The following is a 17,376-nucleotide window of genomic DNA, read 5'->3' as shown; positions in this document are numbered from 1 at the left end:
AATACAATTTTAGGGCCGTCAGATGTTTTCTGGCGGCTTTTCTTTTTATAAAATAATCAGGATTCCGGGAGGCTAAATCTTCCTTTGTATCTTGGACATTTAAAACGACTGCTATGAAAAAATCACTCCTTATATTTTTACTATTTCTTTCGGTTCAACTTTTCGCCCAGAAACGTCCGAGGGAACTGGGAATAAAAATTGGTGTTTTACCAACCGGTCAATTTAATGCGATAACAGATGTTGCCGGTGTAAAAGTTGGCCAGGTAACTTTGGTTGAAGGAAAAGATATCAGAACCGGCGTTACGGCAATCATTCCCAAAGACGGAAATTTGTTTCAGCAAAAAATCCCGGCAGCGATTTACATAGGAAATGGTTTTGGGAAACTTGCCGGTTACTCACAGGTTGAGGAATTAGGCACAATGGAAACGCCCATTATTCTAACCAATACATTGAGTGTCCCGACTGCTGCCGATGCATTAATCGACTGGACATTAAATCAAAAAGGAAATGAAAATGTACGTTCGGTAAATCCTGTTGTGGGTGAAACAAATGATAGTTTTCTAAATGATATTCGTGGTCGTCATGTCAAAAAGGAAAATGTACTGGAAGCTTTAAAAAAAGCAGAATCAGGAAAAGTGGAAGAGGGCAATGTTGGCGCCGGTACCGGAACCGTATGTTTTAACTGGAAAGGCGGAATAGGAACTTCATCCAGAAAATTGCCTGAAAAGCTGGGAGGTTATACAGTGGGCGTTTTAACGCAAACAAATTTCGGTGGTGTTTTGAAAGTAAATGGTGTACCGGTTGGTGAAGAATTGGGGAAATATGCTTTTAAAGAATCACTCGATAAATCTTCTGACGGCTCTTGTATGATGATCATCGCCACCGATGCGCCGCTTGATGCAAGAAATCTGAAACGTCTGGCAAAACGCGCTATTATGGGAATGGCAGAAACCGGCGGAATTGCTTCCAATGGCAGCGGAGATTATGTGATTGCTTTTTCAACAGCTTATCAAATTCCGCATGAAACCACGCAGGGAACTTCCAGTTATACACTTTTACATAACGATTTCATATCACCGCTTTTTATGGCCACGATTGAAGCTACCAATGAGGCGATTATCAATTCCCTTTTTATGGCTAAAACTACCGAAGGATTTCAGGGTCACAAAATGGAAGAATTACCAAAAGAAAAAGTATTGGAAATCATACGAAAATATGTTCGATTGAAGTAAAAGCTTACGGATCGTTCTCATCATTTGCAGTTTGTCAGAAGGATAATTCAGATATTTAAGACAAACCACTTGCGAATCTGATATTTTGGTTTAAAATTTGCGTTTTAAATCGAAGACCGAATCGTGCAGACGAAAAAAATTATTAATCAGACTATTAGCTTAATGCTTGCTTCCATGTTGCTCATGGTGGCGGGAATGCGGTCGTGGTCTGATTATGGAAATTCGGTTCAGAAATTTGCTCAGCCTGTCAAATCAATAGCCAAGGGGATTTCCTATGAGAAATCGCCAAACACAGCGGACGATCAGCAGGCTACGGTAAGTGCACTTTCTTTGGATGCGGTCATTACTCCCGCCATCTCGTTTGATTTCTCTCATTATTTTTATTTTGCCCCGCAGCCAGTCTGGCATTTTATTGAAAGTCAGCACATCATTAGTGTTGATTATCAGGAATCGTACTTCTTGTTTTCCTGTTTCAGTAGAGTTTTCGCCAGATATATTGTCACCAATGCCCCGTGACAATTTTGTTATGATCTTTCTTTTTGATTTATGAGTATCGTCGCAACCTGCGAAGAGCTTTTCATATATCAATCCATAATAAATCCACTTTCAAAATTTTACATTTTTTACAAAACAATGACTAACAGGAATGGAATAATTGGGCTAACCATTGTGTTGGCTCTTATTAGTGCCTATTACCTTTCATTTACGTTCGTTTCACGTAATATAAAAGGTAAGGCGGTAACTTACGCTACGGATGCTTCCGGCAAAGTTGATGATAAAAAAAGACAGCATTATATTGATTCACTTTGGCGTGAAGATGTCTATTTAGGACAAACTTTGCAGGAAGTGATGGAGCGCGAACTTAGCCTTGGTCTTGACCTTCAGGGTGGTATGCACGTAGTTTTAGAAGTTGCTCCTGCTGAAATTCTTAAAGGAATGGCTGGTGGAAATTCGCGCAGTGCAGCATTTCAAAAAGCTTTGGCGGCTGCACAGGCTGATAAAAAAGCAGATAACAAGGCATTTGTAAAAATATTTGTTTCTGCATTTAAAGAAGCGGCACCTAATACAAGTCTTGCGAGCGTGTTTGCTACGAGTGCCAACCGTACAAAAATCAACAGCAATTCTTCTGACGGAGACGTTGTTAAAATGTTGAACACAGAAATTGATGGTGCAATTGACAGAGCATTCCAGATCACGCAGGCACGTATTGACAAGTTTGGTGTAACGAACCCAAACATTCAGCGTTTGCCAGGTACTAACCGCGTTTTGGTTGAACTTCCAGGTGTTGATAACCCGGAACGCGTTCGTCGTTTGTTGTCTGGTGCTGCGAAACTTGAATTTGCTCAGGTTTATCTTACCAATGAACTGGCTCCTGCGATTGATCAGTTAGGTTCTTATCTTGCCAAAGAAGATGCGAGAGTTAAAGCTGCCGGAAAACCTGCTGCTGCAACTGCATCAACTGATACTACTAAATCTGGTCTGAGCGGATTGGCTGCCCAGCTTGAACAAAAAGGAGATTCTGCCAAAACCGATACATCTGCTCTTGCTGCGCAAAGTGCTGCGTTGACCAGTCTTTTTGTACCTATGCCACAAGGTTTGGGTGTTTATTTGAAAGATACGGCTCGTGCTAATGAAATGTTGGCTCGTCCGGAAGTTCGTTCTATGTTCCCGGCTGACCTTGTTTTCATGTGGGATCGTAAAGGAACAGAAGGTCAAAACAACCAATTGATCCTTCCTTTGTATTTTATCAAAAAACAAAATGGCCAGGCTGCCATGGAAGGTGATGTGATTACTGACGCGACACACGATTATGATGACCGCGGTCGTCCGGAAGTAACCATGAGAATGAACGGTGAAGGTGCTCGTAAATGGCGTACACTGACAGCCAACAGCATTGGCCGTCCGGTTGCGATTATTATTGATAACCTGGTTTATACTGCTCCTACGGTTCAGGGTGAAATTCCAAATGGTAATTCAAGTATCACAGGTAACTTCACAGTTGAAGAAACAAAAGATATGTCAAACGTGCTTAAAGCAGGTAAATTACCTGCTCCAACGCACATTGTGGAAGAAGCCATTGTTGGTTCAACGTTGGGTTCAGAAGCGATTACAGCCGGTGTTTTATCATCAGTGATTGGTTTGATTGTAATTCTTGTGTTCATGGTGGCGTATTATAGCGGTGCTGGTTTTATTGCTGATATCACACTTCTTTTAAACCTGTTCCTTTTATTAGGTGTTATGGCTTCCCTTGGAGCCGTGCTTACGCTTTCAGGAATCGCTGGTATTGTGTTATCGATTGGTATGGCCGTTGATGCAAACGTACTGATTTATGAAGGGATCAAGATAGAAATAGCAGAAGGAAAACCATTTAAACTGGCTGTTCAGGATGGTTTTAAACATTCGATGACAGCGATCATTGACTCGAACGTAACGACGCTTTTAACAGGTATTATCCTTTACACATTTGGTTCCGGTCTTGTTTTAGGTTTTGCTACTACGCTTGTTATTGGTTTGCTTACCTCGTTGTTCACAGCGATTTTTATTACAAGATTGTTCCTTGAATACCAGATCCGTCATGGTAAGGTTTACAAATTCTATTCCGGGTTGACAAAAAACTGGTTTAAGGATAACAACTTTGATTTTGTATCTCAACGCCGTCGTTTCTATATCATTTCTTCTGTAATCATGGTGATTGGCGTTGGGTCATTCATCTTTAAAGGATTCGGACTTGGTATTGATTTCAAAGGTGGTCGTTCTTATGTAGTTCGTTTTGACAAAAATGTTGAAACGGATGAGGTGCGTGAAGTAATGAGCGCAGCACTTGGAAACTCACCGGAAGTAAAAACTTTTGGAGGATTTGACCAGGTTAAAATCACAACAGATTACCTGATTGAAGATACTGCTCCTGACGCTGATCAAAGAGCAGAAACAAAGATCATGGAGGGTGTTTCAAAAGTAAAAGACAATAAAGGAACAATTGTCAGCTCAAACAAAGTTGGTCCAACGATTGCATACGACACGATGATCAATGCATTGTATGCGGTCTTGCTGGCTTTGGCTGCCAACTTTGTATACATCTTCTTACGTTTCAAACGACTTGCATTTAGTTATGGAGCCGTTATGTCTCTTGCACATGACGTGATCATCTTGCTTGCTGTTTATTCCTTGTTCAACGGATGGCTGCCATTCTCACTGGATATCGATCAGGCATTTATCGGAGCGATCCTTACAATGATTGGTTATTCGATGAATGACACGGTTGTAATTTATGACAGGATCCGTGAATATTTGAAAGATGACAAAGCAACAACAGAATCACTGCCAACCATTATCAACAACGCCTTGAACAGTACCCTTAGCCGTACAGCGGTAACCGGTATCTCTGTAATGTTGGTATTGATCGTGTTAATGGTATTTGGTGGTGAAGTAATTCGTGGATTTACGTTCTGTATGTTACTGGGTGTAATTGTAGGAACATATTCTTCACTATTTGTTGCAGCACCGATTGTTGTTGATATTTTACAACGTGAAAAAATCAAGCAGGCTTCATTGGCCGTAACCGGCGTTTCAGATGCTGCTTCAACAAAAGGAAAAATTGTAAAAGCATAAGCATTTAGATAATAAAAGGGGGAAAGTATTTTACTTTCCCCCTTTTATTTTTCAGCTTGTACATACTTAGCAAATTTTATTTTAGTTTTATACAAATTTGAGATAACTAACTACTCTAATAAATACTATATGGCAAATCAACTTTGGATAAAGAAGCCGATTGAAAAATTAATGCTCGAATCCAGCGGGGAGGGAAATCAACTAAAACGCTCACTAAGTTCTACAAGTTTAATAGCGCTGGGTATCGGGGCTATTATTGGTGCAGGCCTTTTTTCCTTAACAGGTATTGCGGCAGCTGAACATGCCGGCCCGGCTGTAACGATTTCGTTTATATTGGCTGCTGTTGGTTGTGGATTTGCAGGATTGTGTTATGCGGAATTTGCTTCAATGATCCCTATTGCGGGAAGTGCTTACACGTATTCCTATGCAACCATGGGAGAGTTTGTTGCCTGGATCATCGGATGGGATTTGGTTTTGGAATACGCTTTGGGAGCTGCAACAGTTTCAGTAAGCTGGTCACGTTATCTGCTTGAATTTTTGAGTTCATTTGGTATCCACCTTCCGACACAGTTGGTTTGTTCGCCTTTTGAAGTTGTAAAACTTAGCGACGGCACAGTAATCGACAATGGTCTTGTCAATCTTCCGGCTATCCTGATCATTTGGGTATTATCGCTGCTTCTTATCAGAGGTACGCAGGGATCCGCTTTCCTGAATAATATTCTGGTTTGCGTAAAAGTGGCCGTGGTTTTAATATTTATCGCATTGGGATGGAGCCATATCGATCCGCAAAACTATATACCATACATTCCTGCCAACACAGGAAATTATGAAAACTTCGGCTGGTCTGGTATTGCTACGGGCGCTGCGGTAGTATTCTTTGCTTTTATCGGATTTGATGCTGTTTCTACGGCTGCGCAGGAAGCTAAAAACCCACAAAAAGGTATGCCGATCGGTATCCTGGGTTCTTTGGTGGTTTGTACCATTCTTTATGTGCTTTTCGCACACGTGATGACAGGTCTGGTAAAATATACCGAGTTTGCCAATGATGCAAAACCTGCCGCAACTGCTTTCGCTAAAACCGGATATGATACGCTTCAGACGGGTCTGGTTATCGCAATTTTGGCTGGTTATACTTCGGTAATGCTGGTTATGCTTTTGGGCCAGAGCCGTGTATTTTATTCAATGAGTAAAGACGGTCTGCTTCCTAAGTTCTTCAGTGCGGTACATCCAAAATTCAGCACACCATGGAAAACTAACCTTTTCTTCATGTTGTTCGTAAGTATTTTCTCAGGATTTGTACCTGTAAGTGACCTTGGGCATATGGTAAGTATCGGAACATTGTTCGCATTCTGCCTGGTTTGTGTAGGTGTATGGATGTTACGTATCAAACGCCCGGATCTTAAACGCTCTTTCCGTACGCCTTTGGTACCGTTCGTTCCAATCATGGGTATTGTCGTTTGTTTATACCTGATGTATTCTTTGCCTATCGAAAGCTGGTATCGTCTGGCTATCTGGCTGGCACTTGGTCTTGCGGTATATTTTGGATACGGTAAGAAGAACAGTAAGCTTGCAAGCGAAGAATAGAACTTTGAGCTGTTGGCTATTGGCGTTTAGCTTTTAGACCGGACAGTCAGAAATATTAAAAAAAGTCCTTACATCCGGAACCGGATCGTAAGGACTTTTTTTGGTAAAAGCTAAAAGCTAAAAGCTAAATTCGCGCCAGTACTCTTTCTGAGACAGTTTGTCCGATGGAAAGAGAAGATGTGGCGGCTGGTGAAGGGGCATTGCAAATATTGATGGCCCCTTTATTTTCGATGATTGAGAAATCATCCAGTAAACCACCGTCATGGTCACAAGCCTGTGCACGAACACCGGCACCACCCGGAATTAAATCATCACTTTGAATTTCCGGGATCAATTCCTGCAAAGCTTTTGTAAATGCGGCTTTTGAAAAGGAACGATAGTATTCGCCCATGCCGGTCTGCCAGTATTTCATGGCTACCTTTCTAAATCCTGGCCAGGCAAGTGCTTCAAATAATTCGGGGAAATTGAAATCTGTTTTTTTATAACCTTCTCTTTTAAAGGCAAATACAGCGTTGGGTCCTGCTTCTACGCCACCTTCGATCATTCGGGTAAAATGAACGCCGAGGAAAGGGAAATTAGGATCAGGAACCGGATAAATCAGGTTTTTAACCAGATGATGTTTTTCCGGTTTGATTTTATAATATTCACCACGGAAAGGAATGATCTGCACTTTGATTTCTTCCGGTTGCGTTAGCTGAGCGACTTTATCGGAATATAATCCTGCGCAATTGACCACCAGTTTTGTACTGTAAACATTTCCGGAAGCGGTTACAACTTCACTATTGGAGGTAAGGCTTTTTATATTTACAACTTTCTCCCCAAACCGAATTTCTCCACCCAGCTTTTGAAAGATTTCAGCATATTTTTCACTGACTGCGGTATAATCAATAATGCCGGTATAAGGAACTGCAATGCCTTCCAAACCATTCACATGCGGCTCCATTTCGCGGATTTCGCCAGCACTGATCATACGGTTTTTTGTCAAACCGTTTTGCATACCACGCTCGTAAAGATTTTTCAAAAGCGGAACCTGCTCCGGTTTGGTAGCAACTACTATTTTTCCACAGAGATCATAAGGAACGCCTTCACGATTACAAAAATCCAGAAGCATGTCATAACCCCGAATACAATTAGTAGCCTTCAGACTTCCCGGTTTGTAATACAATCCTGAATGAATAACGCCGCTATTATGTCCGGTTTGATGTTTGGCAACACCATTTTCTTTTTCTAATAACAAAACCTTTAACGTTGGTTTTTGCTCTTTTATACGAAGCGCGGTGGCCAGGCCAACAATTCCGCCTCCGATAATGATGATGTCATGCATATTAATCACATTGGAAGGTTTGTAAAAGGAAATCGAAATTTATGGAATTTACCCTCCTTGTGTAAAAATAGTCGTTTTTTGAATGATAGAAGAAATATGAATTTGTTTTTTGGGGAAGCATGGCGCTTGCTGCCAGTATTAATCTTGTAAGGGACCTAGTTCTTTTCTAAAAATCATAATCTCGTAACTCACTACTATCCTGAGCGAATTACGAGACAATTAATAATTTTTAAGTAAAAATTATTCAAAAAATAATCTTATGCCAAGGTCGAACAGAATGGTATACACTAGAATAATAATGATTCTGTGTTCCCCCCAAATCAGAATATCCTTATAATTTTCATACGCCGGAGGATTATAAAATCCAAAGCCTAATTGTTCTCCTAGCGGATGCTTGATTCCTAACCAGGAGACGGGTATCATAATAACAAAATAATAAATCCAATCAGGGAACCGACTTTGGAATTTTAGCGCATAAGAAGAAAGAAAAAGAGACAGTAATGTGAGACTTACGATAAGGAAGTTAAGTTTCGAACGTACCATATTCACCTTAAAACTCTTACTGATCACGTAATAAAATCCCCTTAAAGCTATAAATATCAGCGGAACCGTCGAGATGTAATTAGCAAAATTTCTTAACATGACACTATTTCGAATGTTATAGATTGAAAGAATTGTTTTACATTGAATCAGTACATCGGCATGGGCAATCCCCACTTTCCTTTTCCATACCACCAAGTCGGAGAAACATAGGCGCACATACATCCAAAGCGCTTCTAACATGCACATTGAGCTAAAAATTAATCAGAAAATGCCTGATTAATCTTATCAGGCATTTTCTGATTAAACAAGAAGTCGATTGATTATTATAATGGCTTTAAAGTATGATATTTATTCGGACTGTCGAAAATATAAATGACAGTATTCCAAGGATTTCCATAGTTAAAACTTTTGCCACTCTTCCTTCTAATTTTATGTCCGGTTCCATCATAAAACTCTTGCCATTTTTCTCTTTTAGGTGGCCTAATATAAGTTCTTCCTTCAAGCATAGTTTTCAACTCGGCTATGGCAGGCTCTGAAATAGTCATATTAAGCTTTATACCTTGCGTGTCACCTTTATAAATTAAAAACAACTTATCCCCAAGGCTGAAATAGGTGTCAGTTGGCATATCAGTATATCTGTCGTCTAATATGGCCGTAAGAGAAAATAACTGCCTATGCAGGCTATCCTTGTAGATCACCACTTCCACCACTCCTAAGCCCTCGTGAAAATAATTCTGATGTACGCAGTCAAGGTAATATTCGTTAAAAATATTTTTTACTGTAGTACTAAACGTATCTACCTTGATTAGATATTTGTAATCTGAAATTATCTCGAAAGGTTTTTGACAGTTTCCTTTAAAAGTACAGACGACTAATAATACGGAACAAAAAAAGATTATTTTCATAGGCAATTAGTTGAAACTCTTGTAGGTGGTCCAGTCTCGGAGTATTTGAACAATTTTTGTTCGGTCAATATATAATTCGCTGCTGCTCCAGACCACATATTTGCACTAGCTCTATCCGCAGGGCTTGGATTGTTATAATCATATCCATCTTCAATGGGATGAGTATGAATGAAACCATCTATTTCCCAATTCATATTTGTACCTGTTTGATAGTTATACATTTCAATATATGCCGTTCCGTCCTTATATTTATTATCGTTCATTGGGTCAGCAGCATCTGGATTTCCAACAAATACTCTCATAATAATTTGACCATCGGGTTTCATGTAGGTGTCACTAATATGATAATTATGGGCATCATTTAATTCAGTTGGAAACGTAAATACCAGCCCTCCTTTTGTAACAACACCGGCTATTTCCTTATTTTGCTCACGTTGTGCCTCGAGCATCATTAAATACCCACGACAAATGTCTTTCGCAAATCCATAACTGTTTGGGCCAGGTTTTTGCTCTACGGGATCACCGGTTGGAGAAGCTGGTGGATCTACTAAAGCAGGTATGTCAATTAGATACCCCGTAAATGCTGGTTCTAACTCATTAGTATTTCCCCACCAGCATTGGTAATCAGCATCACAGTTCGAGCCAGTCCAACTCACCATTCCTGCTGATATCGTCCAATTTCTACAAATTACAGCGGGACCACAAAGGAAACCGTCTGTCCGGGCTTCTTTTTTTTGCTGCATGACTTCTTTGTTTCCATTTGCGGTGGTTATTTCTGAAATAAGTCCTTCGATGCGATTCTTTTTAATTTTTAATCCACCGAGAAATTTCCCTTCCATATCCCTAACAAGTAATGCACCCGAGAAATTTTTTAGATTGTTTTTGAAGTCATTTTTTGTTTCATATAGATACTCAAAGATTCGGGCAGTTCTGATACCCTTATTATTATCGTAAATCCATATTTGTTTAATTTGTGTCAATTTTGAATCTCGGGAATATAAAATGGGAACCACCACCACTTTATCCTTTTTTTCGCCCTTCATATTTTCCACAATTGCATATTTCCAAAGCAAGTCATCATTTAAAATAGTCGTACTACCAATTCGGGCTGTGGAAGTATTGCTTTTTAACCATTCTTTGGCTGATTCGATTGTTAGTAAAGTAGGTGAAATAGAGGTATTTTCGCCGTCTTTTTGACAGGCTACAAAAGCCAAGGTAAATAATAACGCAATAAGTAACTTTCTCATTGCTATAAAATTGATTGATTTCATAGTTTTGCTAGCGACAGGTGAATAATAATTAATATTACGTCAAATGTAGAACTAACATTACTTACTTAAAATACCCATTTAATGGGTATTTTTATTCATTTTTTGAATAGCTAGCCTTAACAATGAATCAAATTGTAAACCATCCGCCTTGGCCTTCCGGATAATATTTTTTCGATGTGTTCTAACCGTATCAATACTAATTATTAATATCTCAGATATAGCAACAGAAGTGAATCCCTTAGCAATAAGTTCTATAATCTGCTTTTCCCTTTCCGTAAACATATGAGTACAATTAATGCTCATATGAGACTTAAAAAAGAAAATTTGTCACAAATCATTTTCTATAAACTTTATAAATGCAATCCATCTAGGAAGCTAAAAGCTCCGAAGAAAAGTGGGAAACCTGGAAGTGGATATTAGAGATTATTATAACCCATTTTATGTTAACCAACGTAACACACAACAAGGTGATGAATGACTTTCGAATAAGATTCCTGAAATAGTACAAGGAGAATGCATTCTTCTTACTTGTTTGCCTGATTATTTAACTTTTATACCACAAAAATTAAAAAGTGCTATCCGAGTATTCTGGCCGCAGTGAGAGTGTTTTATGTATAATCCGTTAATCTAACCTACAAACCTAGAAATAACAATATTAGAAAGCTTGTATATCCAGAAAAAATAGAAATGGTTTTTACTGCTTTGGCGAAATTTTGAGTAAATGTCTTCATTTACACTTATAAAGGGGAGCAATAACCAAACCTATTAGTTTAATGATATGATGTTAAAGTTATCTATCCATATGTATTTCACCCCGGAAATGAAATCTTCCCCATCGTCACACTAGGCACGCCTTCGCGCTCTCCAAAGGCAACTTCTCCGCCAGCTACCGTTTCGTTGGCTAAGACGGCAAATAACACCGCTTCCTTTGCATCTCCAGATACACCCAGATCGTCGATGAGCGATAAATGGCAGTTTGGTAATTGTTCATGAATGGCAGCCATCAGCACTGGATTATGGGCACCACCACCACTTGCATAAATCTTATAGGTTTCATCCGGTTTGATCATACGCAGGATGGCACTTGAAATCGTATCTGCACTAAATCTTGTTAAAGTTGCAAGAATATCTTCATGCGAAATCTCGTGTAAATGAGTTTTATAAATCAGATCATTGACAAAATCTTTGTTGAAAACTTCGGGACCAGTAGTTTTGGGAAACGGAGCTTCAAAAAATGGAAGAGATTTTAGTGCGCCTAGTAAAATTTCATTAACTGAACCACTGGCTGCAATTGCGCCGTTATTGTCATATGGTATATTGTAAAACTGGCGTGCAAAAGCATCGATTAAAGTATTTCCCGGGCCTGTATCTGTTGTGAAAATGTCAGATGGATCCAGCGAACCTGGTAAAAAAGTAAAGTTGGCAATACCGCCCATATTCAGCAAAATCCGGTTTTCTCCCTTTTTGGAAAACAAAAAATAATCACCATAAACTGCAAGAGGTGCGCCTTCTCCGCCTGCTGCGATATGTTTTTGCCTGAAATCGCTCAGGGTTATAATATTGGTTGTGACCGAAATATGGTCGCCGTCGCCGATCTGTAAAGTTGAATTTGGAAACCCCGGAAGATTATGCTGTTTTTTTGGTGCATGAAAAACCGTCTGCCCGTGACTTGCAATAAGATCGATTTCTTCCGCCGGAATGTTCCAGTTTTTCAAACATTCCAGAATCATACGGCCATGTTCCAGTCCGATAAACGGATTTAAAACACACAGTTGCTGGAAGTCAATCTCCCGTTTGGCAAAAATCTCACGAATGTTGTCTCGAAATTCTTCTGTGAAAGGAACAGTTGCAAATTGCTCAACTTCCAGTATGGTATCTGTTCCGCTTCCCTGAACTTTGCAAAGTGCAACGTCAAGTCCATCCAGTGATGTGCCGGACATAAGTCCTATGATGCGTCTCGAAGGTTGATTGGCAATATGCGCCAGACGAATGACATGATTTTTCAAGACTGTGTTGGGTTTGGTTTAAAAGAAAATGAGCTGCAAAATATTAATTTTGCAGCTCATTTTCTTTATTTTATTGAGGATTGGAAGGTGTTGCCGCCTGAGGTGGCTTGGCTCCCCGGTTTTTGTTTCCGTTCCTGTTTTTCTTCTTTTTCTTCTTTTTCTGTTCTTCGCTGTATTTTTTGTCAAGATTCGCCAGATCACTGTTAAGAGACTGCGCGCCTCTGTCCAGTTTTCTCTCTGGTTCCGGCGTCAGAATTTCAAGTGATTCTGGAATCACATTGTTTTTGTTCAGCTCCATAATTTCCAGAACCTTGTCGATCGCAACCGGATACCAGTTTGTATCTTTTTCAAAACCAAACCACATGATCTTTTTGAAAATGTCGGTTTTTTGAAGCGTCGCCGTACCTTTTTTAGTTTTTAGCGGCACATCCACGGTTGGGATATCACGCAAAGCATCAATATAGGTTTCCAGCTCATAGTTCAGACAGCATTTCAACCGTCCGCATTGTCCTGAAAGTTTTGCAGGGTTCAGCGAAAGATTCTGATAACGCGCAGCCGAAGTTGAAATATTCTTAAAATCAGTCAGCCAGGTTGAACAGCAAAGTTCGCGTCCGCAAGAACCTAATCCGCCTAAACGGCTTGCTTCCTGACGAAGGCTGATCTGCCTCATTTCAATCCGAACCTTAAATTCAGAAGCCAGAGATTTGATCAGTTCCCGGAAATCAACACGTTCTTCAGAAGAATAGTAAAAAGTAGTTTTGGTATTATCCGACTGAAATTCGACGTCTGATAATTTCATATTCAGTTTCATCTCACGGATAATTTCCCGTGTACGATATAACGTAGGCATTTCACGTGCCATCGCCTGCGTGTGTTTGTCCAAATCCTTTTCGTTGGCAATACGGTAAATAACATGAATGTCATCACTGATCGCAACGTTTTTACGCTTCATCTGAAGGCGTACAAGCTCGCCTTGTAAGGATACTGTTCCTATATGCTGGCCAGACGCCATTTCACAAACAACATAGTCGCCTGTACAAAAGTCTACCTGATTTATATTCCGGAAATATTCTTTTCTTCCGCCTTTAAATTTAACTTCAACAACGTCAAACTTCTGACTTGCAGGCACATCCATGTGGCTGAGCCAGTCGAAAACGTTCATTTTATTACATCCACCTGTACCACAGGTTCCATTGCTTCCACATCCTGAGACGGCCGATCCTTCCTTAGTACCGCACCCGCCGGATGCACATGATCCACATCCCATAGTTCATCGTCTTCATCAAGAGTTATAACGAATTAAATCCATACCGATGTCGTGTCTGAAATATTTACCCTCAAACTGAATCGCTTGCGCGGCACGCTGAGATTTACGGACTGCATTTTCCAGGGAATTTGCCACGCCGGTCAAAACCATCACACGGCCTCCATTTGTCACGACTTCGGTATTCGCATTGAATGTTGTTCCTGCATGAAACAGGAACACATCTTCAAGCTTGTCATTGCCGGAAATTACTTTCCCTTTTTCAAAATCTCCCGGATATCCACCCGATACAAGTACAGTTGTTACGGCCACTTGTGGAGAAATTGTCATTTCAATATCCTGCAAAGTTCCTTTTGCCGTTGCAGCCAAAAGGATCAGGAAATCCGATTGTATACGTGGTAAAACCACCTCTGTCTCCGGATCGCCCATACGTACATTGTATTCAATCACGTAAGGCTCACCTTTTATATTCATTAAACCGATAAAAATAAATCCTACGTATTTTATTCCTTCACTTTTTAAACCGTGAAGCGTAGGTTTAACAACTTTCTCTTCAACTTTTCTTAAAAAATTTGCGTCAGCAAATGCCACTGGTGAAACGGCGCCCATTCCACCGGTATTCAGCCCGGTATCGTTTTCACCGATTCTTTTGTAATCCTTTGCTTCTGGTAAGATTTTATAATTTTCTCCATCGCAAAGAACAAAAACTGAAAGTTCAATTCCTTTTAAGAATTGCTCAATAACGACTTTATTTCCTGCTGATCCAAATTTGCCGTCAACCAGCATTTCTTTAAAAGCAATTTCGGCATCCGTTTTTTTCTCAGCAATAATAACACCTTTTCCGGCCGCAAGTCCATCAGCTTTCAGTACAATTGGCAGGGCATGGTTTTCAATATATTCAAGACCGCTTTCCAAGGTTTCAGCCGTAAAAGTGCGGGAGGAAGCCGTTGGGATATTATATTTTTGCATAAACAGCTTTGAGAAATTTTTGCTTCCTTCAAGCTGTGCACCTGCTGCATTAGGTCCGATAATCTTGATTTTCGCAAGATCTGGACGTCCCTCAAAATAGTCTATAATTCCGTTCACCAACGGTTCTTCGGGACCAACAATAACCAGTTCAATGCTATTTTCAAGAACAGCTGTTGCAACTGAATCAAAATCATTATAAGAAATTGGAATATTTGTGGCCACGGTGGCTGTGCCTGCATTTCCCGGCGCTACAAACAAACTGTCACAAAGAGGGCTTTGGGCAATTTTCCAGGCAAAAGCGTGTTCACGTCCGCCTGATCCCAATATAAGTACATTCATAACCTGATAATAATAATTTTAACGAACAAAACCAATACAGGCAATATCCTTGCCCCGCTGCATTTTAATTCGCCAATTCCGATAAAAACTTAATTCGCACAAGTCTCAATTCTTCTTCGCTGACATCGTCACCTGAAAATTCGTCTAATGCTGCTGCGATATTATCCGTTTCCGCACTCATGAAATAATCATAAATATCCTGCTGACGTTCTTTGTCAATCACCTGATTGATATAATAGTCAAGATTCAATTTTGTGCCGGAATAACAGATATGTTCGACTTCTTCAATAATATCGCCCAGAGCCATATTTTTGACATCGGCAATTTCGTCCAGACTAATTTTTCTATCAACCTGCTGAATGATAAAAATCTTGATCTTGGATTTATTAACCGTTGATTTTATAACAACATCTTTCGCCGTTTCAATTTCATTCTCATCAACATATTTTGTGATAAGATCAATAAACTGGCGTCCGAATTTCTGCACTTTTCCCATACCGACGCCATTAATCTGCGCCATTTCCTGTTGAGTGGTAGGATAAGTTGTTGCCATTTCTTCCAGAGACGGATCCTGGAAAATTACGTAAGGAGGTAGATCTTTTTCTTTGGCGACTTTCTTGCGAAGTGCCTTTAACATACCTAAAAGTGCTTCATCGTAAGCGTGTGCACTTCCACCCGATACTGCATCTGCACTATCGTCCTCTACTTTAACCTCTTCTTCTTCAAAGTTGTGGTCTTTATAAAGTGTTACAGGGTATGGGTCATTGATGTAATTAAGTCCTTTCTCACCAATTTTAAGTATGCCATAATTCTCAATATCTTTTTCAAGATAATTCAGAATTACAAGCTGACGGATTGTGGAGATCCAGTAGTCACGCGATTCGTTCAATTCTGTGCCTTTGCCAAAAACATCCAGTTTGTCATGTTCATAACTACGTACATACTGATTGTCAGTAGCTGTAATTAAGTCAGTAATGTGTTCACCGTCAAAACGTTGTTCGGTCAAATGAACTGCCCGGAGCACAAGGACCACTTCATCCTGAACCTTGCTCTTTTCTGTTGGTTTGATACAATTGTCACAGAAGCCGCAATCCTTATCCAGATATTCACCAAAATAACTTAAAAGCTGTCTCCTTCGGCAAACACCCAAAGTTGAATAAGCTACCATTTCATTCAGCAAATGGCGGGCATTATCACGTTCGGTAACGGTTTTGTCTTTGTTGAATTTTTCCAGTTTCTGAATATCATCATAGCTGTAAAACATCAGACAATTTCCTTCCAGACCATCACGACCGGCCCGACCCGTTTCCTGATAATATCCTTCCAGCGATTTTGGTACATCGTAGTGAATAACAAAGCGAACATCCGGCTTGTCAATACCCATTCCGAAGGCAATTGTGGCAACAATAACGTCTACTTCTTCATTCAAAAAAGCATCCTGGTTTGCCATTCGCGTATTGCTGTCCAGACCTGCGTGGTATGGAAGTGCTTTTACGTCATTTACAGAAAGCAGTTCAGCAATTTCTTCAACCGTTTTGCGGCTTAAGCAATATACAATCCCTGACTTGCCCTTGTTGTTACGGACATACCGGATCAGTTGTTTTTTGGTATCTTTTTTAGCGCGGATCTCGTAATAAAGATTTTTCCGGTTGAAGGAAGACTTGAAAGTCTCGGCTTCTTCCATTTGTAAATTTTTACGGATATCCTGCTGAACTTTGGGTGTGGCAGTTGCGGTAAGTGCAATGATCGGGAGGTTACCAATATTTTCGATAATCCCGTAAATGCGGCGATATTCCGGACGGAAATCATGGCCCCATTCAGAAATACAATGCGCTTCGTCAATAGCGACAAAAGAAATCTTAACTTTTTTCAAAAATTCAAGATTTTCTTCTTTTGTCAACGATTCCGGTGCGATATAGAGCAGTTTCAAACTTCCATCCAGGGCATCGTTTTTTACTCTTGTCATCTCCGCCTTCGTCAGCGTTGAATTCAAAAACTGAGCGTTGATCCCAAATGCGGTCAGCTGGTCAACCTGATTTTTCATGAGGGCAATAAGCGGCGATATAACAATTGTCATACCTTCCGTCACCAGTGCCGGCAATTGATAGCAAAGTGATTTCCCTGCTCCCGTTGGCATAATAACGAAAGTATTTTTGCCAAGCAGGATATTTTGAATGATAACTTCTTGCTCTCCCCGAAACTGACTGTAACCAAATATTTCTTTGAGTCTTTCTTTTAATGTGTCTAAAACGACATTATCAACCTGCTTTACCATACTTTGTCAACAAAATGGATATCCCAAAAGTCTCTATCTTTGTCTTTGATCTTAA

12 protein-coding genes are annotated in these 17,376 nt (G+C 40.0%); 4 read left to right on the top strand and 8 right to left on the bottom strand.

Annotation, left to right across the window (positions count from 1 at the left end; genetic code table 11):
• The first annotated feature begins 113 nt into the window (after window positions 1–113).
• The 4 genes from LXL81_RS18745 (at window position 114) to LXL81_RS18730 (ending at window position 6,425) form a co-directional block, all read left to right on the top strand.
• Window positions 114–1,232, top strand: coding sequence for a P1 family peptidase (locus LXL81_RS18745; protein ID WP_234648293.1), 1,119 nt, complete (start codon window positions 114–116; stop codon window positions 1,230–1,232).
• Window positions 1,233–1,355: 123 nt separating this feature from the next.
• Window positions 1,356–1,748: a hypothetical protein gene (locus LXL81_RS18740; protein ID WP_234648292.1), complete on the top strand. Its 393-nt coding sequence runs from the start codon at window positions 1,356–1,358 to the stop codon at window positions 1,746–1,748.
• A gap of 117 nt (window positions 1,749–1,865) precedes the next feature.
• Entirely contained in the window at window positions 1,866–4,841 is a 2,976-nt protein-coding gene (gene secDF, locus LXL81_RS18735; protein ID WP_234648291.1) for a protein translocase subunit SecDF, read from the top strand.
• 129 nt (window positions 4,842–4,970) lie between these two features.
• Window positions 4,971–6,425, top strand: coding sequence for an amino acid permease (locus LXL81_RS18730; protein WP_234648290.1), 1,455 nt, complete (start codon window positions 4,971–4,973; stop codon window positions 6,423–6,425).
• Window positions 6,426–6,549: 124 nt separating this feature from the next.
• On the opposite strand, the gene lhgO is transcribed toward LXL81_RS18730, so the two are convergent.
• The 8 genes from lhgO to recQ form a co-directional block, all read right to left on the bottom strand.
• On the bottom strand, window positions 6,550–7,749 hold the full coding sequence (gene lhgO, locus LXL81_RS18725) for an L-2-hydroxyglutarate oxidase (RefSeq protein ID WP_234648289.1): 1,200 nt from the start codon (window positions 7,747–7,749) through the stop codon (window positions 6,550–6,552).
• An 866-nt stretch (window positions 7,750–8,615) separates the two neighbouring features.
• Complete coding sequence (locus tag LXL81_RS18720; protein ID WP_234648288.1) at window positions 8,616–9,197, bottom strand: hypothetical protein; 582 nt, start codon at window positions 9,195–9,197, stop codon at window positions 8,616–8,618.
• On the bottom strand, window positions 9,194–10,468 hold the full coding sequence (locus LXL81_RS18715) for a hypothetical protein (RefSeq protein WP_234648287.1): 1,275 nt from the start codon (window positions 10,466–10,468) through the stop codon (window positions 9,194–9,196). The genes LXL81_RS18720 and LXL81_RS18715 overlap by 4 nt, the downstream gene beginning before the upstream one ends.
• A gap of 78 nt (window positions 10,469–10,546) precedes the next feature.
• Window positions 10,547–10,750, bottom strand: coding sequence for a response regulator transcription factor (locus tag LXL81_RS29335; protein ID WP_409013923.1), 204 nt, complete (start codon window positions 10,748–10,750; stop codon window positions 10,547–10,549).
• 527 nt (window positions 10,751–11,277) lie between these two features.
• Complete coding sequence (locus LXL81_RS18710; RefSeq protein WP_234648286.1) at window positions 11,278–12,474, bottom strand: anhydro-N-acetylmuramic acid kinase; 1,197 nt, start codon at window positions 12,472–12,474, stop codon at window positions 11,278–11,280.
• Between the two features lie 70 nt (window positions 12,475–12,544).
• Window positions 12,545–13,741 (bottom strand): regulatory iron-sulfur-containing complex subunit RicT, encoded by a 1,197-nt coding sequence (locus LXL81_RS18705; RefSeq protein ID WP_234648285.1) that lies wholly within the window; start codon window positions 13,739–13,741, stop codon window positions 12,545–12,547.
• Between the two features lie 15 nt (window positions 13,742–13,756).
• Window positions 13,757–15,046, bottom strand: a complete 1,290-nt coding sequence (gene purD, locus LXL81_RS18700; protein ID WP_234648284.1) for a phosphoribosylamine--glycine ligase — start codon at window positions 15,044–15,046, stop codon at window positions 13,757–13,759.
• A gap of 64 nt (window positions 15,047–15,110) precedes the next feature.
• Window positions 15,111–17,321 carry a DNA helicase RecQ gene (recQ, locus tag LXL81_RS18695; RefSeq protein WP_234648283.1) on the bottom strand — a complete coding sequence of 737 codons (2,211 nt, stop codon included), beginning with the start codon at window positions 17,319–17,321 and terminating at the stop codon, window positions 15,111–15,113.
• Between the last annotated feature and the right edge of the window lie 55 nt (window positions 17,322–17,376).

The organism is Dyadobacter sp. CY356 (assembly GCF_021440195.1).
In the GTDB taxonomy this organism is placed as follows: Bacteria; Bacteroidota; Bacteroidia; order Cytophagales; family Spirosomataceae; genus Dyadobacter.
Note: the sequence above shows the minus strand (reverse complement) of the source record. Positions and strands in the feature narration are given on the sequence as shown.